The sequence below is a fragment of the Streptomyces sp. NPDC006393 genome, assembly GCF_040628575.1.
Taxonomy (GTDB): domain Bacteria; phylum Actinomycetota; class Actinomycetes; order Streptomycetales; family Streptomycetaceae; genus Streptomyces.
Genome location: NZ_JBEXZD010000014.1, coordinates 16,640 through 34,806, shown reverse-complemented (window position 1 = coordinate 34,806; position 18,167 = coordinate 16,640). Strand labels below are relative to the sequence as shown.

The 18,167-nt window shown below is 73.6% G+C and carries 19 protein-coding genes; 8 read left to right on the top strand and 11 right to left on the bottom strand.

The window, feature by feature from the left end; genetic code table 11:
• Nucleotides 1–10 precede the first annotated feature (10 nt).
• Nucleotides 11–568, bottom strand: coding sequence for a hypothetical protein (locus ABZ484_RS09430; RefSeq protein ID WP_358865290.1), 558 nt, complete (start codon nucleotides 566–568; stop codon nucleotides 11–13).
• Between the two features lie 467 nt (nucleotides 569–1,035).
• Here ABZ484_RS09430 and ABZ484_RS09425 point away from each other — a divergent pair, with 467 nt between their 5' ends.
• Entirely contained in the window at nucleotides 1,036–1,443 is a 408-nt protein-coding gene (locus tag ABZ484_RS09425; protein ID WP_358865289.1) for a hypothetical protein, read from the top strand.
• Nucleotides 1,444–1,573: 130 nt separating this feature from the next.
• On the opposite strand, the gene ABZ484_RS09420 is transcribed toward ABZ484_RS09425, so the two are convergent.
• The 4 genes from ABZ484_RS09420 to ABZ484_RS09405 all read right to left on the bottom strand — a co-directional run bounded on the left by ABZ484_RS09420 (nucleotide 1,574) and on the right by ABZ484_RS09405 (nucleotide 4,810).
• Nucleotides 1,574–1,987, bottom strand: coding sequence for an SRPBCC family protein (locus ABZ484_RS09420; RefSeq protein WP_189903085.1), 414 nt, complete (start codon nucleotides 1,985–1,987; stop codon nucleotides 1,574–1,576).
• Nucleotides 1,988–2,104: 117 nt separating this feature from the next.
• Complete coding sequence (locus tag ABZ484_RS09415; RefSeq protein ID WP_358865288.1) at nucleotides 2,105–3,301, bottom strand: AI-2E family transporter; 1,197 nt, start codon at nucleotides 3,299–3,301, stop codon at nucleotides 2,105–2,107.
• 133 nt (nucleotides 3,302–3,434) lie between these two features.
• Entirely contained in the window at nucleotides 3,435–4,178 is a 744-nt protein-coding gene (locus ABZ484_RS09410; RefSeq protein ID WP_358865287.1) for an SOS response-associated peptidase, read from the bottom strand.
• 194 nt (nucleotides 4,179–4,372) lie between these two features.
• Nucleotides 4,373–4,810, bottom strand: coding sequence for a cupin domain-containing protein (locus tag ABZ484_RS09405; protein WP_358865286.1), 438 nt, complete (start codon nucleotides 4,808–4,810; stop codon nucleotides 4,373–4,375).
• 304 nt (nucleotides 4,811–5,114) lie between these two features.
• On the opposite strand from ABZ484_RS09405, the gene ABZ484_RS09400 reads away from it, so the two are divergent.
• On the top strand, nucleotides 5,115–5,633 hold the full coding sequence (locus tag ABZ484_RS09400) for a hypothetical protein (RefSeq protein WP_358865285.1): 519 nt from the start codon (nucleotides 5,115–5,117) through the stop codon (nucleotides 5,631–5,633).
• Between the two features lie 144 nt (nucleotides 5,634–5,777).
• Here ABZ484_RS09400 and ABZ484_RS09395 read toward each other — a convergent pair whose 3' ends face one another.
• Entirely contained in the window at nucleotides 5,778–6,335 is a 558-nt protein-coding gene (locus ABZ484_RS09395; RefSeq protein ID WP_358865284.1) for a DUF3291 domain-containing protein, read from the bottom strand.
• Between the two features lie 357 nt (nucleotides 6,336–6,692).
• Nucleotides 6,693–7,256, bottom strand: coding sequence for a dihydrofolate reductase family protein (locus ABZ484_RS09390; protein ID WP_358865283.1), 564 nt, complete (start codon nucleotides 7,254–7,256; stop codon nucleotides 6,693–6,695).
• Nucleotides 7,257–7,481: 225 nt separating this feature from the next.
• Between ABZ484_RS09390 and ABZ484_RS09385 the strand changes: the two genes are divergently transcribed.
• Nucleotides 7,482–8,504 (top strand): NAD-dependent epimerase/dehydratase family protein, encoded by a 1,023-nt coding sequence (locus ABZ484_RS09385; protein WP_358865282.1) that lies wholly within the window; start codon nucleotides 7,482–7,484, stop codon nucleotides 8,502–8,504.
• Nucleotides 8,505–8,621: 117 nt separating this feature from the next.
• Here ABZ484_RS09385 and ABZ484_RS09380 read toward each other — a convergent pair whose 3' ends face one another.
• Complete coding sequence (locus tag ABZ484_RS09380; RefSeq protein ID WP_358865281.1) at nucleotides 8,622–9,749, bottom strand: HAMP domain-containing sensor histidine kinase; 1,128 nt, start codon at nucleotides 9,747–9,749, stop codon at nucleotides 8,622–8,624.
• 2 nt (nucleotides 9,750–9,751) lie between these two features.
• A complete protein-coding gene (locus ABZ484_RS09375) occupies nucleotides 9,752–10,729 on the bottom strand; it encodes a response regulator transcription factor (RefSeq protein WP_358865280.1) in 978 nt (325 codons plus the stop codon).
• A gap of 114 nt (nucleotides 10,730–10,843) precedes the next feature.
• Here ABZ484_RS09375 and ABZ484_RS09370 point away from each other — a divergent pair, with 114 nt between their 5' ends.
• The 3 genes from ABZ484_RS09370 to ABZ484_RS09360 all read left to right on the top strand — a co-directional run bounded on the left by ABZ484_RS09370 (nucleotide 10,844) and on the right by ABZ484_RS09360 (nucleotide 13,169).
• Nucleotides 10,844–11,587: a glycosyltransferase family 2 protein gene (locus ABZ484_RS09370; protein WP_358865279.1), complete on the top strand. Its 744-nt coding sequence runs from the start codon at nucleotides 10,844–10,846 to the stop codon at nucleotides 11,585–11,587.
• Nucleotides 11,584–12,201, top strand: coding sequence for a DUF2064 domain-containing protein (locus tag ABZ484_RS09365; protein ID WP_358865278.1), 618 nt, complete (start codon nucleotides 11,584–11,586; stop codon nucleotides 12,199–12,201). The genes ABZ484_RS09370 and ABZ484_RS09365 overlap by 4 nt, the downstream gene beginning before the upstream one ends.
• Before the next feature lie 221 nt (nucleotides 12,202–12,422).
• The gene (locus ABZ484_RS09360) at nucleotides 12,423–13,169 is read left to right on the top strand and encodes a methyltransferase domain-containing protein (protein ID WP_358865277.1); all 747 of its coding nucleotides are present in this window, start codon (nucleotides 12,423–12,425) and stop codon (nucleotides 13,167–13,169) included.
• Here the strand turns inward: ABZ484_RS09360 and ABZ484_RS09355 are convergent.
• Both ABZ484_RS09355 and ABZ484_RS09350 read right to left on the bottom strand, forming a co-directional pair.
• Nucleotides 13,058–13,582, bottom strand: coding sequence for a hypothetical protein (locus ABZ484_RS09355; protein WP_358865276.1), 525 nt, complete (start codon nucleotides 13,580–13,582; stop codon nucleotides 13,058–13,060). The two genes, ABZ484_RS09360 and ABZ484_RS09355, sit on opposite strands and share 112 nt — an antisense overlap.
• Nucleotides 13,582–14,844 (bottom strand): molybdopterin-dependent oxidoreductase, encoded by a 1,263-nt coding sequence (locus ABZ484_RS09350; protein ID WP_358865275.1) that lies wholly within the window; start codon nucleotides 14,842–14,844, stop codon nucleotides 13,582–13,584. The genes ABZ484_RS09355 and ABZ484_RS09350 overlap by 1 nt, the downstream gene beginning before the upstream one ends.
• A 144-nt stretch (nucleotides 14,845–14,988) precedes the next feature.
• Here ABZ484_RS09350 and ABZ484_RS09345 point away from each other — a divergent pair, with 144 nt between their 5' ends.
• Both ABZ484_RS09345 and ABZ484_RS09340 read left to right on the top strand, forming a co-directional pair.
• On the top strand, nucleotides 14,989–16,479 hold the full coding sequence (locus ABZ484_RS09345) for a hypothetical protein (RefSeq protein ID WP_358865274.1): 1,491 nt from the start codon (nucleotides 14,989–14,991) through the stop codon (nucleotides 16,477–16,479).
• A gap of 260 nt (nucleotides 16,480–16,739) precedes the next feature.
• Nucleotides 16,740–18,158 (top strand): NlpC/P60 family protein, encoded by a 1,419-nt coding sequence (locus tag ABZ484_RS09340; protein ID WP_358865273.1) that lies wholly within the window; start codon nucleotides 16,740–16,742, stop codon nucleotides 18,156–18,158.
• The last annotated feature ends 9 nt before the right edge of the window (nucleotides 18,159–18,167 follow it).

Sequence of the window (18,167 nt, the reverse complement as noted above, 5' to 3'; positions counted from 1 at the left end):
AGACGGGTTCTCAGGAGGGGGCGGGCCGGGCACGGCCCCCGTCGGAGATCAGTTCGTCGAAGAGCGTCCGGTAGTGCACCATGGCGCCCCGGAGCTGCTCGGTCGTGGCCTTGCTGCTGGTGCTCAGCGCTTCGACCTCGTGGGCGGCGCGGTAGTGCTCGAGCGTGCGGCCGTGCTCCACCGAGAGGTCCGCGGCCTGCTGCTCGAAGCCCTCCGTCGGGTAGCCGCGCTCGTGCATCAGCGCGGTCACCAGCCGGTCGGCGTCGTGCACCGCGTCCTCTGGCCGGTCCACGAATTCTTGCTGCACGTTGCTCCACTCGCGTGTGTAGCGGTCCCGTGAGACGTCCGGCAGCGGCTTGATGTCCAGCGCGTCGTGCCGCTTTTCGCGGGCCCTGAGCTCACGCTCGCCGGCCCGCCTGCTCTCGGCGTCCTCGACCGTCCGTTCGTACTCGGGGCCGAAGCGCTCACGAAGACGACGGCGCCTGGTCAGCAGTGCGGCCGCCACCGCGATCAGGGCGAGCACGACGACGATCGGGATGATGATCGCGAGAAGGGTTCCCGTGGACATGTGACACACCCCCTTGGGCATTGGTCCGTCTGCCCCTCACCGGCCGCATCATGCGTGTGGGCGCTGCTTTGCCCATCGGGCATGCCGTGGCCGCGCACGTGAACGCACCGTCACCGACGCGTCCCTCACCGTCGCGTACTCCGGCCGGAACAAAGGGTGTTGCCGATGTGCCCGGAGCTCCCTCTCGAGATGCCGACCGGCCGAGGGGCGACTAGCGTCTACCGGTGAGAGCCGCAAACGGGGGCACGCCCCGTCCGGCGTGGTCTCCACAGCGGGGGCCGTTGCCGCAACGCTCGCCCGTGCGATCAGGCGCGGGTGGGATGTGGCGGCGTCGGGGACCGAGACGTGCTTCTCACATATGGCGGCGACACCTCAGACCGCGCCGCACCTTCTCATCCATCCGGCGGGCGCGGCCATCCTCCTCGCGCGGTTCCCTTGCGCGAGACGATGGAAGGAAAGGTATACCCATGCGAGCACAGCGCGTTAAGCGTCTCATCGCCGTGTCCGCGGCCGGCATCGTCATGGCAGGCGGCGCCGCGATCGGCGCAGCGGGGACCGCTTCGGCTCACGACTCGGGCTATGACCACTCCGGTTACAGCTGGGGCTCCAACGACGACTGGTGGGGCGGCGGAGACCACGGCGACCACGGCGACCACGGCGACCACGGCGGCCACCACGGCTACTTCGGATTCGGAGACCGTGGAGACCGTGGTGACCACGGCGGCGACCATGGTGACCACGGCGATGATGGCGGCTACGGCGGCCACCACGGCTACAACGGCGGTGGGGGCCACGGTGGCGGAGACCACGGTGGCGGAGACCACGGTGGCGACCACGGCGGCGGAGACCACGGCGGCGACCACGGCGGGTACTGAGCCCTCTGGTCCGAGCACCGGGTCTGCGACCCGCTGACGCCGAGTCTCCAACCCACTCGGTGAACGACAGCCGCGGTGTGCGGTCCGTTGAGGACCGCACACCGCGGTGTGTTTCCGTCTGCGCGGCGGCTCAGCCGCTGGCGTGCTCCACGCGCATCCGCACCTGGTCCTCCAGCCGCCGCAGGCTGTCGTCGAGGGCTTCCAGGGCGGCCCGCTCGCCCGGGTCGTGGCTGTCCTCGAAGAACGACAGGTGGACGGTCACCTCGCTGGCGCCGCCGCCGATGCCGGAGACCTGGAGCCAGCCCGCGTAACTGCCCTGCTCACGGGTCCCCCACTCGATCCGCATCTGCTCGCGCTCGGCGCGCATCAGGGCCGAGGTGTCCTGGTCGGTGTGGTCCTCGTGCACGGTGACGGCGGGCGGCTCCTCGACGCGCACGTGCAGGGCGTCCGGCAGCCAGGCGTCGAGCTGGCCGACGTTGGCCGCCTGGTCGAAGACCTGCTCGGGCTGGGCGGGCATCGTGCGTGAACGTTCATACTCGGACATCACGGCACCTTTCCTCTGCTGCTCGGGGGGCGTACCAGGAACGCGTGCCCCTTCTGTCGCGGCCGAAAAGGCCACCGCCGAACGGCTCGGGCGCCCAGCGGCTCGGGCTCCGCGGCGCTACGGCGGCGCGGGCCGCAGAGCGGACAGGACCGCCCAGACGACCGAGACGAACGGGACGGCGACGACGGCCCCGATCACACCGGCGACGATGCTGCCGGCGATGACGGACACGGCGACGACGAGCGGGTGCAGGCGGACCGCCCAGCTCATCACCAGGGGATGCAGGACGTGCCCTTCGAGCTCGCCGATGACGACGATGAGCAGCAGCACGGCCATCGCCGTGATGGGGCCGCGCCCGGCCAGGGCGACCACCGTGGCCACGGCGAGCGCGACCGGCGAGCCGACCAGCGGCACGAACGTCGCGAAGAACTCCAGCAGCATCAGCGGCAGGGCGAGCGGCACGCGGAGCAGGACCAGGGCCACGCCGACCAGTACGGCGTTGCTGGCGGCCACGATGATGATGCCGCGCGTGTACCCGGCGAAGGCACGCCAGGCCGCGTGCCCGGCCCGGTCCCACACCGGGCGGGCGCCCGCGGGCAGCAGCACGTCCCGCGCCCAGCGCCACAGGCGTTCTCCGGAGTGGATGAAGAACACGGAGGTGAACAGCGCGAGCGCACCGGCGGTGACCAGCTCGACGATCCGGCCCAGGCCGCTGAGCGCGCTGTTGAGCAGGCTCTCCCGGTGCGCGGACAGATAGTCCAGGAGCTGGTCCTGGAGGGCGGTGAGCCGTCCGGGACTGATCCGGAACGGCGGGCCCTGGAGCCAGCGTTCGATCCGGTGGATGCCGCCGCGCAGTTCCTTCGCCAGCTGTGACCACTCCCCCGCGACCGCCTCGCCCACGAGGGCGAGCAGGGCGGACACGAACAGCACACTGCCCACCAGGACCACGGCGACGCACAGCGGCCGCGGCAGCAGACGGTTCAACAGGTCGGCGAGGGGGCGCAGGACCGAGGTGACGACGAGCGCGATGAACAGGGCCACGGCGACGAGCTGGAAGCGGCCGAGGATCGTGAACACGCCGTAGACGACGACGCCGACGAGGATGAGCCGCCAGGCGTAGGCGGCGGCGACGCGGAGCCAGGGCACGGTGCGCTCGGCCCGGGGGTGCTCGGCGGCCAGGGCCGGCGGGCCGGAGCGGGAAGGCGGCGGCAGCCGTACGGAGTGCGCCGGCCGGCTGCCCAGCACCACCCTGCCCGCCCGGTCCGCCCGGCGCCCGCGGCGCCGCCCGGACGCCGGACCGCCCGCATCCGCCACCGCGCCTCCCGTTGCCGCCCGACGGTCACGTCCACAGCACGGTACGGGCCGCCGGGCGGGTGTCCTGGCGCAACGCGCCAGGGCGCCCGTCATCGGGTGGCACGGCTGCCCGTCCGGCGCAGGTGGGTGCCGGTCACGGCGTGGGCTCCGCCAGCAGGCCCGGCCCGTTGTTGCGGACGTCGTTGACGGCCGGGGAGACGGGCCGGGCGTCCAGACGGCCGCCCCCCGGAGGGCTGAGCAGCTCCCGCAGCCCGCCGGGGTCCTGGTGGCCGGGGTCGAGCCAGGCGTCGTAGTGGTCCGGGGTGAGGGCGAGCGGCATGCGGGGGTGCACGCGGCCGGCCGCGTCGGTGGCCTCGGTGGTCAGGACGGTGCAGGTCGTCACCCAGGCGGCGGGGTCGTCGTCCCGCGCCACCTCCGGGTCGCGCCAGTACTCGTAGAGGCCGGCGAGCGCCATCACCTCGCCGTCCTCGGGGTGGATGAAGTACGGCTGCTTGCGCGTCCTGCCGGTGTCCTCCGCCCTGACCTGCTGCCACTCGTAGAAGCCGTCGGCGGGCAGCAGGCAGCGTCGTCCGGCGAAGGCCCGGCGGAAGGCGGGCTTCTCGTGCACGGTCTCGACCCGCGCGTTGATCAGCCGTGCGCCGATCCGCAGGTCCTTCGCCCAGGACGGAACCAGGCCCCAGCGCAGCACCCTCAGCTCCCGGCGCACCGAGCCCGCCTCCCGTTCCTCCCGCGGGGTGCGCTCCAGAACGGCCCACACCGGGTCGGTGGGTGCGACGTTCCAGCTCGGCTCCAGTGCCTCCTCCGGACGCCACTCGGTGACCCGGAAGTGCCGGACCAGGTCTTCGGGGCCGCGCGTGGAGACGTAGCGACCGCACATGTCGAACCGCCTCGAGTCGGGGGTGAGGTGCCCGGACGAGCCGGGTGCCTCCCCACACCCGTTGGTGGCGGCCCGCGGGCGCCTGCTGCCATCGCTCAGCGAAGCGGGCCGGAGGAACCCGCGTACGGGCGGAGACATCCGGGGGATGCGTGGGATCGGTGTTCCGGACTCCGCACCCTTGTCGGTCTCGCGGGTCAGCCTTGGGAGGGACGCGGGGCGCGCAGGTGCGCCCGTTCCTTCAGTTCCTCCTCGTCGACCAGCCTGAGCATCGGCTGACCCGGCGCGCAGACCATGGTCACCACGAACTTGGTCGGTGCGTCCGCCAGGGCGTTACCGTCCTGATAGTGGATCACGTCACCGCCTGGCTCCCAGAACGTCCCACCGGCCTCGACCACACGCTCCGGCTCACCCTCGAGCTCGAACCGGAGCGCGCCCTCCATCACGTAGCCGAACGCCGGGCCCGAGTGGCGATGCGGAGGGAGCCCGGGGTGACCGGGAGGCCACTCGACGAGGATGGTCATTCCCGAACCGCCATCGGGAAAGAAGGGCGGAGTGACTTCCTGCAGCAACTTGACTTCGGGTGGCAAGGAGACCTCGTGGGCGGTCCCCTGCTCTGGGTTCTTCGCTGACATGTACCACACCTTCGTAGCCTGCCGCCTGCCCGGGGTGGACAATCCGGACACAACCCTGCCTCCCGTCGGCGGCCGCCGCAATCCGGGAGCCGGCGGCATCGAGAGCGCATCGCACCATGTCGTCGGCGAGCGTCCAGTGCCGTGTCAGGCAGCGTCTGCCCTGTTGAAGGCCTCTCTCGTCCCGGGTTGGTCCGATCGGTCGGATATACCGGTGGGTCACGCCGGGGCGTTCCGGGCGGCGGCAGAGCCGAGGTTATGAATGCGTCACCTGACCATCCATGAGCATCAACCTGAGGAGCCACACGTGCGCCCCATCAGAGCAGCCTGTCTCGGCACGGCCACCGCGCTGGTCGCCCTTCTCGCCTGCGCCCCTGTCGAGGCCGCCGCGACGGACACCGGTTCCACCCACGCCAAGGGCGCAGACCGGGTCATCACACTCATCGGCGTGCTCAGGCAGCAGTCGCGCTTCCCCGTCAACCCGGGCGGTGTCCCCGCCGCCCAGGGCGATCGGACCGTCGTCCGCTCGGACCTCTACGACAAGAACCGCAAGAAGGTCGGCGAGACCGGCGGCACCTGCACCACCACCCGGACCACCGGCGGCGGAGCGGAGGTGTGCGTCGTGACCTACACCCTCCCGGGCGGCCAGCTCACCGCGCAGGGGATGGTATTCGGCATCCTCACCAATGGCCGCCCGACGCTCCCTCCCCCTCCGTTCGACAACGCGATCACCGGCGGCACCGGGGTGTTCGACCGGGCTCATGGCCAGGTCCACGCCGAAACGATCGCTCCGAGCACGAGGCGCTTCACGATCGACCTCGACTGACTCACCCTGCCCCCGCCCGGCGAGAAGGCCGGCGGGGGCTCCTCTGTATGACGCGGCACCGCGATCGACAAACGCTCTGCGAAGCTGTTCGCCGTCATGCGACGGAGGCGTTCGCCGGCGAACCCGGTCGTTCAGGCTTCCTTGTCAGCGGACCTGGTCGCTCCTCGGCCCGATGCCTTTGATCCTGGCCGGAGTTCCGTCCGGGGCGAACGAGTCGTGGAAGGTGAAGGCGTGCGGCGCGGAGCCGTGGTCGTGGAGGTGCTCCAGCCTGGAGACCCCGTCCCGCCAGGTGGGTATCACGCCGTCGGAGACCCACCAGAACACGTAGTTCGGGTGCCCTGTCCTCTCGAACCAGTCGTAACGCCTGTTCAGCGCCTCACGGTGCAGACCGGTGTAGACGGCGTCGAGGGCGGGGCGCAGACCGGTCCACAGTGAGAGGGTCACGGCCAGGGCGGTGGTTTCCGGCGTACGGCCCTTGCCGTACCACGTCGGTACGGCGAACTCGCCCCATGCACCCCAGTCCGCTTCGAAGAGCACGCCCCGGTGCCCGTCCGCCGCTTCAGCATGCGCGAGGTATCCGGGGTGCTGACTGATCTTCCGGTAGACGGCCTCACCGATGTCGTAGAACTCGCGCGTGAGAGGTGCGGGATCGGCGAGAGGTGACTTCAGGACGCCGAATGTGTACAGCGCAAGATGGGGCATGCGTCTCTCCCTGGTTGGGGCTGCCTGGCGTGGACCCGGTTCGGTGGCTTGCGCATGGGGGCGAGGGTTCGTGGGGCGTGACCGACTCGTCCCGTCGCGGCCGGCCCAGCCTGAAGGAACCCCCGTGCGACCGTGGCGACCACCGAAGACCAGAGGAAGGTAGCTGCCTTCGCGAGCCATGTCGAAGTTGCCATTCCCCTGTCCAAGTGGCCTCTTGCACAGGCGCCCTCGGCGACTCGCCGTGGACGTCCTCGGCAATCTCCCCGACCGAGCCGCAATCACCGCCCGTGACGGGTTCGCGTCGGGAACCGTCCACCGTCCGTCCGTAGTCCTGTCGCCGGCGTTCCAACGCCCGGCTCAGCGCGTCACGCGGTAGCGGAGGTGGACGACTCGTGAGCTGAAGGTGCGGGTCTCGACGAGTTCGAGATCCACCCGGCGCTCGCGCCGGGGAAAGAACGGAATGCCACCACCGACGAGCACCGGGTAGACCCTGGCCCGGTACTCGTCGATCAGGTCCAGCGCGGCGGCCTCGGCGGCGAGAGCAGCGCCGCCGATCGCGATGTCGCCCTCCCCCGGTTCGGCTCGCAACCGCTCGATCTCCTCGGTCAGACCGCCGGAAGCCAGGCGGGCCTGGCCCTGCACCGTCGACAGCGTGGTGGAGAACACCACCTTCGGGAGCGGCTTCCAGAGCGCGGCCCACTCGAGCATGGCCTCGTCGAGGGAGGGATCCTGGTCGGCGGTCTCCCAGTACAGCATCGTCTCGTACAGCCGCCGTCCCAGCAGGTGGACGTCGACCTCCCGGATCTCGTCGATCCAGGAGCGAAAGGTCTCCGCGTCGCGTGCCCCCCAGCCGAAGTCGCCGTCCGGCCCGACGACATAGCCGTCAAGTGAGACGTTCATCGAATACGTCACGCTGCGCATCAGCGGTCCTCCTCGGTGACGGGCTCGACGGTAGGACCGCCGGAGGCCGCGGAACTCATCGCGGCTCGCCGGGTCTGCTCAGAGCTCCGCGCTCCACGCGAAGATCACCACGCAGGGCGGCACGAGGCGCGACCGATGAGGGCAGTCCTTCGTGGTCTTACGGAGTGATGACGTGACCGGCGCGTTCGTGCGGTGCGGTGCCGTCGGCGGCCTAGCGTGGGCCGCATGCGTGTACTGGTCACCGGCGGTGCCGGATTCATCGGGTCCCATGTCGTTCAGGCGCTGACGGAGCGCGGGCACGAAGCCGTGGTGTTCGACGTGAGCACGGCCGCGGGCGCGGACGTGCGGAACCCGGAGGCGGTCGGTCGTGCGCTGTCGGGGGTGGACGCCGTGTGCCACCAGGCGGCGATGGTCGGCCTCGGCGACGGCGTCCTGGACGCGGCCGAGTACGTCTCCCGCAACGACCTCGGCACCGCCGTCCTGCTCGCCGCGATGGCCGAGGCGAGCGTGGGGCGCCTGGTGCTGGCCGGGTCGATGGTGGTGTACGGGGAGGGGCGGTACGAGTGCCGGGAGCACGGCGTCGTACGGCCCGGTCCGCGGGCCGTGCGCGACCTGGACGCGGGCCGGTTCGAGCCGGTGTGCCCGAGGTGCGGGCGGGAGCTGCGCCCCGGACTGGTCGGTGAGGACGCCCCGCCCGATCCGCGGAACGTCTACGCGGCGACCAAGCTGGCCCAGGAGCACCTGTCGGCCGCGTGGGCGCGGTCGACGGAAGGGTCGGCGGTCTCGCTGCGCTACCACAACGTGTACGGGCCCCGGATGCCCCGTGACACCCCGTACGCGGGCGTCGCGTCCTTCTTCCGCTCCGCGCTGGCCCGCGGCGAGGCGCCGCGCGTGTTCGAGGACGGCCGGCAGCGCCGCGACTTCGTGCACGTGCGGGACGTGGCCGCGGCCAACGTCGCGGCGCTGGAGGCAAAGCCGCCGCGGGGCGCGCTCACCGTCTACAACACCGGCAGCGGCGAGCCGCACACGGTCGGCGCGATGGCGCGGGCCCTGGCGGCCGCGCACGGCGGGCCCGAGCCCGTCGTCACCGGCGAGTACCGCCTGGGCGACGTCCGGCACATCACCGCGGACTCCTCACGGCTGCGGGCCGAACTGGGCTGGAAGCCCGAGGTCGGCTTCGAGGAGGGGATGCGGGAGTTCGCCGGCTCGCCCCTGCGCGACGAGAAGCCGAACGGCCACACGCCCTAAGGGGGTGTCTCGTCGATCATGCCTGGCTCGCGGTGGCTCCCTGATCCGGCCTGATCGACGAAACACCCCCTGGCCGAGCGGCGCCCGCGTCCGCGTCGTTCGGGTGGGGCCGGGGGTTCAGCTCTCCGCCGAGGGGAGGGCCGCCGACGGGAGGGTCACCTCGAAGCGGCATCCGCCGGGGATGTTGCGTACGGCGGTGTGGCCCTGGTGGGCCTCGACGATGCCCCGGACGATGGCGAGGCCCAGGCCTGCGCCGGCCGGGGGCGTGCGGGCGTGGGTGCCGCGCCAGCCGGTGTCGAAGACCCGGGGCAGGTCCTCCTCGGGGATGCCGCCGCAGCCGTCGGTGACGGACAGGACGACGCCCTCGGGCGAGCGTTCGGCGGCGACGGCGACCGTGCCGTCGGCGGGGGTGCGGCGGATCGCGTTCACCAGCAGGTTGCCGAGCACCCGGCTCATCTCCTTGCCGTCCACCTCGACCGGCACCGGCTCCACCCGGTCGCCCACGAGGCGCACGCCGTGCTCCCGGGCCAGCGGGTCGGCCCCCGCGAGGGCGTCGCCGACCAGGTCGTACAGCGAGATCCGGGCGCGGGTCAGGGCGAGGCTGCCGGCGTGGATGCGGGAGAGCTCGAACAGGTCGCCGACCATGTCGTTCAGGCGCTCCACCTCGGCGCGGATCTGCTTGAGGTAGCGGTCCGGGTCGGTGGCGACACCGTCCTCCAGCGCCTCGGACATGGCACGCAGTCCGGCGAGCGGAGTGCGCAGGTCGTGCGAGATCCAGGCGACGAGCTCCCGGCGCGAGGACTCCAGGGCGCGCTCGCGCTCCCGGGACTCGGCGAGCCGCGCGCTGGTGGCGGCCAGCTCGCGGCTGAGGGACTCCAGTTCGGCGGTCGCCGGGGTACCGGGCGCGGCGAAGTCGCCGCCCTCGCCGAACGAGCGGGCGGCCAGGGCGAGCTCGCGGCTGCGGGCGACCACCCAGCGGCCCAGCAGCAGCGCGGTCACCAGGGACACCACCGCGGCCATGGCCGCCACGGTGGTGACGACGGACAGGTCGTGCTCGGACAGGAACATCGCCTGTGCCACCACCAGGGTGCCGGCCAGCATCGCGCCCACCGCCACTGCGGCGACCACGGCGAGCGAGACGGTCAGGGAGCGCCGCCGGATCAGCCGCAGCACACCGGCCCCGGCCAGGCCGGTCGCCGCGGCGCCGAGGAAGGCGTACAGGGCGATCAGCAGGATGTCGCGCACGGTCAGCTCCCTTCGCCCTGGTGTGCATCACCCGTGCGTGCTGCACCCTGGTGCGCTTCACCCGAGCGTGCCTCGGCCTCGTGCGCCGTGGGGTCGAAGCGGTAGCCGACGCCCCACACGGTCTGGATCAGGCGGGGCCGGGCCGGGTCGTCCTCCACCTTGCCGCGCAGCCGCCGCACATGGACGGTGACGGTGGACAGGTCGCCGAAGTCCCAGCCCCACACCTCGCGCATCAGGTCCTCGCGGCTGAAGGCGCGGCCGGGGTGCCTGAGGAAGAAGGCGAGCAGGTCGAACTCGCGGAGAGTGAGGGCGAGCTCGGTGCCGTTCTTGGTGGCGCGGCGGGCGGCCGGGTCGATGGCGAGGCCGGCCGCGGCCGGTGGCCGCGACACGGCGGCCGGCCGGGTGCGGCGCAGCACCGACTCCACACGCAGGACGAGTTCGCGCGGGCTGAACGGCTTGGTCACGTAGTCGTCGGCGCCGACCTCCAGGCCGAGGATGCGGTCGTCCTCGTCGCCGCGCGCGGTGAGCATGATGACCGGCACCGGGCCGCGCCCGCGCATCCGGCGGCACACCTCCAGGCCGTCCATGCCGGGCAGCATCAGGTCCAGCACCACCAGGTCCGGCCAGTGCGCGGCGACGCGGGCCAGCGCGGTCGGCCCGTCCCCGGCCCGGTCCACGACATGGCCGGCGCGGTCGAGGTACCCGGAGACCACCTCGGCGACGGTGGGGTCGTCCTCCACGACCAGGACGCGGGCGGCCGGTGCCGGCCGGTGTCCGGCCGTTCCGGGTTCGGCGGGGCCGGGGTCGTCGGTGCCGGATTCGGCTGCACCGGGTTCGGCGGTGCCGGATTCGGCGCGGCCGGGGTCGGTGGTCCGGGGTTCACCGATTCGGGGTGGTTCACCGATTCGGGGTTCGCCGGTGCCGGGTCCGCCGGTGCCCGCGTCGTGGCCGCCCGCTCGGGGCTCGTACGGCTGCTGCATGCGTCCAGCCTGGCACCACGGCCGCCGTGGTGCCGCCGCCGGTGGCCTCGCGGCCTTCGACGTCCGCGTTTCGTAAGGAGCCGACATCCGTTATGCCCGGTTTGCGTTCGTAGGGTGAGAGCCGTGACGACCTCTCCCACACCACCGGACGTCGACGTGGTGCTCCCCTGTCTGAACGAGGCCGGCGCCCTGCCCTGGGTGCTCGAGCGCATCCCCGAGGGCTGGCGCGCCCTGGTCGTGGACAACGGCTCCACCGACGGCTCGGCCGAGCTGGCGCGTGAGCTGGGCGCGACCGTCGTGTCCGAGCCCCGCCGCGGGTTCGGCGCCGCCTGCCACGCGGGGCTGACCGCCGCCACCGCCGACATCGTGTGCTTCTGCGACTGCGACGGCTCGCTCGACCCGGCGCTGCTGGTGCCCTTCGTTCGCGAGGTGCGTACCGGCGCGGCCGACCTGGTGCTCGGCCGACGCCGGCCGCGGGGCCCGGGAGCCTGGCCAGCGCACGCCCGGGCGGGGAATCTCGTACTGGCCCGGATGCTGCGCCGCCGCACCGGTCTGCGCCTGCACGACCTCGGCCCGCTGCGGGCGGCGCGCCGGGCGCCGCTGCTCGCCCTCGGCCTCACCGACCGCCGCAGCGGCTACCCGCTGCAGATGGTGGTGCGCGCCGCCGACGCGGGCTGGCGCGTCACCGAGCACGACGTGCCGTATCTCCCGCGCACCGGCGCCTCGAAGGTGACGGGCACCTGGCGCGGCACCTGGCAGGCGGTACGGGACATGCGCCGGGTGCTGGCCGAGCCGGCCCCGCACAGCGCCCCGGACGCGCCCGCGGCCCCGCACGCGACCCGAGGAGTGCCCCGGTGACCACGCTGCTCGTCATCGCCAAGGAGCCGCTGCCGGGGAAGGTGAAGACCCGGCTGACCCCGCCGTTCACCCCTCGGGAGGCGGCCGAGCTCGCCGAGGCGGCCCTCGCGGACACCCTGCTGGCCGTGGCCGCGGCCCCCGCCGACCGCCGCATCCTCGTCCTCGACGGCGCGCCCGGCCCCTGGCTGCCTCCCGGCTTCGAGGTCGTACGGCAGTGCGCGGGCGGTCTGGACGAACGGCTGGCTGCGGCCTTCGCGGGCTGTGCCGGTCCGGCGCTGCTGATCGGGATGGACACCCCGCAGGTGACCCCGGAACTGCTCAGCGTCGACTTCGCCGCCTGCGACGCGTGGTTCGGCCCCGCCGAGGACGGCGGTTTCTGGGCCCTGGGACTGGCGGAGCCGGATCCCGCGCTGCTGCGGGGCGTGCCCATGTCGACGTCCGTGACCGGCGCCGTGCAGCGGGACAGGCTCGTCACGGCGGGTCTGCGGGTGCGCGACCTTCCGCTGCTGCGCGACGTGGACACCGCCGCCGACGCCCGGGCCGTCGCCGCCCGCGCCCCGCACGGCCGCTTCGCCGCACGGCTCGCCCGCTGCGCGGCGGTCACCGGCCGATGAGCACCGCACACGAGATCGCACCGACGGCCACCACGGCCGATGCGGATGCGGCCGCACCGGCGTCCGGGGCGGCCGGGTGGCCCACGAGCGCGCGCACCGGGCGCGGCGTCGGAGACACCGGGACGACCGGCGGGCCGGCGTGGACCGCCCACGGACGCATCGGGACCACTGGCGGTCCTACGGCGGCCCGCGACCGGCGCCCAGGAGCCACCGACGCACCCGTGCGAACCCCCGCCTGGCCCGCAGCAACCAGCGACGCACGCGAATGGACCGCCGACGGGCCTTACTCCGCCGCTCTGCGCGAGGGTCGAGGGCCGCTGTTCCTGCGCCGGGCCGACGGGTGGCTGCTGCCGCTGGAGGTGGAGCGGTGGTGTGCGGAGCCGGACCCGGTGGACCAGGAGGTGCTGGGCCGTTGCGAGGGCGCGGTGCTGGACGTGGGATGCGGGCCGGGGCGGCTGGTCGCGGCGCTCGCGGAGCGGGGGCGGCCCGTCCTGGGCATCGACGTGAGCGAGGCCGCCGTCGCCCGCACCGTCGATCTCGGTGGGCCCGCGCTGCGCCGCTCGGTCTTCGAACCGCTGCCCGGTGAGGGCCGTTGGGACACCGCGCTCCTCATGGACGGCAACGTCGGCATCGGCGGCGACCCGCGCGTCCTGCTGCGCCGGCTGGCCCGGCTGCTGCGGCCCGGCGGTCTGCTGATCGCCGAGGTCGCGCCCGTGGACGTCGACGAGCGCGTCGAGGTCCAGGTCGTCCACCAGGCCGACGTGGCGGTCGGAGCGGGCGAACTCTTCCCCTGGGCGCGCGTCGGCGCCCGGGCCCTGCTGCAACACGCCGGGCGCGTGGGGTGGCGGGCCGTCGATCAGTGGACGGCGGGCGGCCGGTGCTTCGCCGCTCTGCGCAGCCGCACCAGGAGGACCAGCGCCGAGCCACCGAAGAGCACGGCCGTGATGAGCAGCCAGCGGGCGAGGTAGCCGTCCGGCGGCAGTCCGGTGGCCAGCCGGTAGCGCCGCCGGTCCACCTGCCCGGCGATCAGCGGGAACCACACCAGGAGCAGCAGCCCGGACAGGACCGCCGGGACCCGGACGTACCCCACCCACGGGCGGCGGCCGGCCCGACCGGCCGCCCGCAGAGCGGCGCGGTCGGCCGCCGTGTACAGCGGCAGCAGCACCAGGTCGTGCAGCAGCGCCGCCCCCACGAACCACAGGGCCACCCCGAACCAGTCGCCGGCGAACAGGCGCACCCCCGCGTATCCGGCCAGCGCGAACGAGCAGGCGAGCAGCACAAGCTGCAACGGGCTGCCGAGCGGGAGGCGGAGAGCGCGGAGGGAGCGAGGGAAACCGACGGGGCGGCGGGCGCGCAGGGGCCGGGGGACACGCGGGGTCATCACAGGTCTCCGAAGGTCAGCCGGGCCACCCACTTGGTGTTCATCACGCCGGGTGCCGCAGGCACGATGACCCGGGCCGGGTAGCCGTGGTCCGGGGTCAGGTCCTCGCCGTTGACCTGGAGGGCGAGCAGGGAGAGCGGGTCGCGTACCTGGTTGGCGCGCAGGCCGGCCCGGCGGAAGGCGCCGTGCCGCTGGAGCGACTCCACGAAGACGTCGGGCACGCCGGCCGGGTCCTCGTACCCGACGAGCGCCGCGAGGTCGCGCAGCCGGACGCCGCGCCACCACTGGTCGGAGGTCGACCAGCCCTCCACGCAGGCGATGGGCAGCGCGGAGCTGTGCAGGGGCAGACGGAGCAGATCGGCGCGGGCGAGCCGGACGGTGCCGGTACGGCCGGTGACGACCAGCCGCCAGGCCTCCTCGCTCGTCTCGGCCGCGTCGATCCCGGCGTACGCGGCGGTCTTGTTGATCTGGAAGCCGCCTGGTCCGCTGCCGGGCTCGGGCCCGCCGTGCGGGGCCAGCAGGGCGGTCCGCCGCAGCGGTCCGTCGAAGCCGCGGCCCACCGTCGTGGCGAACAGCAGCAGCGAGCCACCGCCGACCAGCCACAGCGCCCCACGGCGCGACACACTGGGCGGATCCGGCCTCGGCGACACCAGGTCACCGGCCTCGCCCGGCGCCGCGGGCTCACCGCCCGCTCCCCGCGCACGGCGCACGTTGCGCAGCGCCGCGGGCAGCTTCAGGGCCACGTGGACGGCGAAGGCGGCGAAGAACACCCAGGCGCCGTAGAAGTGCAGCGGGTAGAACGAGCCGGGGAAGACGTAGTCCAACTGGACGTTGAGCACCCCGGTGGTGAACTCGAACAGGACGCCCCCGACCAGCAGGAGCAGCGAGATCCGTTCCAGCGCGTGGGTGAGGGACCGGGCGGGCGGCAGCGTGAACAGCCGGGGCACGACCGACCACAGCTTCGCCAGCAGGACCGGGATCAGTGTGATGCCGAGCGTCACGTGGACGTTCTGGGTGAGCCGGTACAGCCAGGGCGGACGCGTCGGCCAGTCGAAGAGGTAGAACCCGAGGATCCCTTTCCCGGGCGTCTGGTCGTTCACCGGTGTGAGGCCCGGATTGTAGGCGGCGTACGACACCAGGCCGGTCACGAAGAGCACCGTGATGCCGACCAGCAGGACCAGCCCCAGCACCGAGGTGAAGTAGGGACCGCGCAGCGGGCTGCGCCAGAAGCCGGGAGAGGTGGGGAGCCGTCGATCGCTCATGTTCCGACGGTAGGCCGCTCCGGCCCGGGAAAGGGGCGCACGACCCATGACGAAATCCTGACGCCCGGGCCGCCGACCGGCACGTTCGCCGTCCGTCGCGCCAGGTCCCGTCGTCAAATCGAGGAGAGGACCTAGCGTTCCGGTGTGATCCGCACTCATCTCCGCGACCCGCGCACCCCGCGCGACCTGTACGCCGTCGCGGCCGCCGTCCTGCTCGTCACGGCGGCGGTCCTCGTCGGCCGCCGCGTCCAGTCCGCCCACCACTCGCTGTTCGTCCACTGGCCGCCGCTGCTCGCCGACTGGGACCCCCACGTGGGACCGGGCACACCGGCCGCCGTGCTGGTCGCCGCGGCGGTGGTGGTCCACGGGCCGGCGCTCGCCCTGCGGCTGCCGTGGCGGGCGCTGCTCGCCACCGCCTGGGGCACCGCCTTGGCGTGGACCTGGTCGCTCGCCCTCGTCGACGGCTGGCAGCGGGGCGTGGCCGGCCGGCTCACCACCCCCAACGAGTATCTGCGGGTCATCGGCCGCTTCCACGACATCCCGGCCACGCTGCACGACTTCACCCACCACATCGTGATCGGCACCGCGTCCCCGTGGCCGGCCCATGTCTCCGGTCATCCCCCGGCCGCGACGCTCACGTTCGTGCTGCTCGACCGTGCCGGGTTGGGGGGCGGCGGCTGGGCCGGCGCCTGGTGTGTCACCGTCGGCACCACGGCGTGCGTGGCGGTGCTGGTGGCGGTGCGGGCGCTGGCCGGCGAGGGCCTGGCCCGCCGGGCGGCGCCCTTCCTGGTGGCGGCGCCCGCCGCGGTGTGGGTGGGCGCGTCCGCCGACGGATACTTCTCGGCCGTCGCCGCCTGGTTCGTGGCGCTGCTCGCCCTGGCGGTGCGCGCAGGGGCCCGCCCCGGGTGGCGGGCGGCCGCCACCTTCGGGTCGGGGCTGCTGTTCGGCCTGACCTGTTATCTCTCCTACGGTCTGACGTTGTTCGCGCTGATCGGGGCCGGCGCGGTGCTGCTCGGGCGGGCACGGCCGGGCACCCTGCTGCGGGGGCTCCCGCTGTTCCTGGCCGGGCTGGCCGTCGTCCCCGTGCTGTTCACCGTGGCCGGATTCGACTGGTGGGAGGCGTACCGGCTCCTGGTCACCCGCTACTACCAGGGCGTGGGCGGCATCCGGCCGTACGGCTACTGGGTGTGGGCCAACCTGGCGTGCACCGTGCTGATCACGGGCCTTGCGACGGCGGCCGGACTGGGCCGGGCGGGTGCGGTGCTCGCGCGCCGGCCCGTCCGCGTCACCGTCACCGACGGCGACGGCGACAGCGACAGCACCTGCGCCTGTACCGATGCGAAGGCCGGTTCCAAGACCGGCTCCAGGCCCCGCTCCATGATCGGCTCCATGACCGGCTCCCTCATCGGATCGCGGGCCGAGGCCCGGCTCGCCGTGCTCGTGTTCTCCGCCCTGTCGGCGCTCCTGGTCGCCGACGTGTCCGGCATGAGCAAGGCGGAGACCGAGCGCATCTGGCTGCCGTTCGCGATGTGGCTGCTTCCGGCCTGCGCCCTGCTGACTCGCCCCCGTGCGTGGCTCGCCGCCCAGACGGTCCTCGCGCTGCTGCTCAACCACCTGCTGCTGACAGGCTGGTGACGACCCGTCGGAGACGATGTCGAAGGAGGCGACGGGGAAGGTCACGAATATGTATCGGACATTTCACGCCTGAACCTTCACGCCAGGCACACATGTTCGCTAAGTTGGCGCCCGGGCCGCACGATCGCCTCCGGCGAGTCCCGTCGGATCGTGCGCCCCCCGCCGAGTCCGGCACGCCTCCACGGCGGCCGGAGCCGAGCACCCGATCGACATCGTGGTGAGTCCGGCCACGTGCGGCCTACGGAAGGAGCACGTCTTCCTTGGCGCCGGAACGCATCTCGCCCTCGGGAGGCATCAGCCTTCCCGGCCCGCGCGACTCCTCCCCGTCGACGGCCCGGAACGCCGACGGGCCCAGCCGCGCCGAGGTCCAGCGGCGGGTCAGCAGCCTCTACGACCAGGCCGAGACCGCCACCGGCAACTACAACGCGACCCGCGCGATGAACCAGGGACGGCGCACTCGCGTCTCCCCCGCGCCGCAGGACCTCGCCGGGCCGTCCACGTCCGCGCCGGACGGCGTGGCCAGGCGCTGGTTCGACACGGCCCGCGCCCAGTTGGGCCCGTCCGTCCCGGCGGCCCTGCCGCCCGACCGCATGCCACGGCCACGACCTCGTCCTGTCGACTCCCCTGCGCCCCTCCTGGAGCTGACGGCGGGCTCGGCCACGCCGGTGACGCCCCGTCAGTTGCCGGAGCTGACCGCGGGGCTCCCGACACCGCCCACGGCCCCGGCGAGTGACGTGCGGGACCTGCCCGCGGCGCGGGAACTGCCCGCGGCGCCGGCCGCGGAGCCGTCGGCCGCGTCCGGGGCCGGAGCCACGTCCGGGGCCGGAGCGGGGGCCAGGGCCGGAGCCGGGGCCGAGACGTCCCGCACGCTGTCCGGCTTCGTCGCCCGCCCGCCGCAGCCGGCGTCGCGGGCCGCCAAGGACCGGCTCCGCGGGAAACTCGCCGACGCGCGCGACCTGCTGTCCCGGCAGGCCGCGCTGCGCAGCGCACCGCCCGCCGTCGAAGCCCGGCGGGCCGAGGAGCCCTGGCTCACGACGCCTCAGGACCCCTGGTCCACCTCCGCCTCGGAGTTCACACCCGCGGCCCCGGAGACGAATCCGGCCCTCGCCACCCCGGACGCCGGGGCAGACACCGGTACGCGGCTCGCGTCGGACACCGGCGCGGACATCTGGCCGGACACCGACGCCGACCCGGCGTACGACTCGGGAATCGGCCCGGCGTACGACTCGGGAATCGGCCCGGCGTACGACTCAGGCATCGGCCCGGCGTACGACTCAGGCATCGGCCCGGCCTACGACTCGGGCGCCGGCTCGGCCTACGAGCGGAAGGCGGCCAGGGCGCTTGCGTTCGCCCGCGCGCAGATCGGCAGGCCCTGTGTCTGGGGCGCGACGGGGCCGGGATCGTACGACTGCTCCAGCCTCACCCAGGCCGCCTGGCGGGCCGCCGGGGTGGCGCTGCCGCGCACCTCCCAGCGGCAGGCCGAGTCCGGCACGGCGATCGACCTCGCCGAACTCCGGCCCGGGGACCTGGTCTTCTTCTACGGCGACGCCGGCCATGTGGGGCTGTACGCGGGCAACGGCACGATGGTCCACGCTCCGGCCCCGGGGGCGTCGATCCGCGAGGAGTCGATCTTCTTCGCGGGCCCCCGGGCCATCCACGGCGCGCGGCGGCCCGCCTGAGGAGCCGGC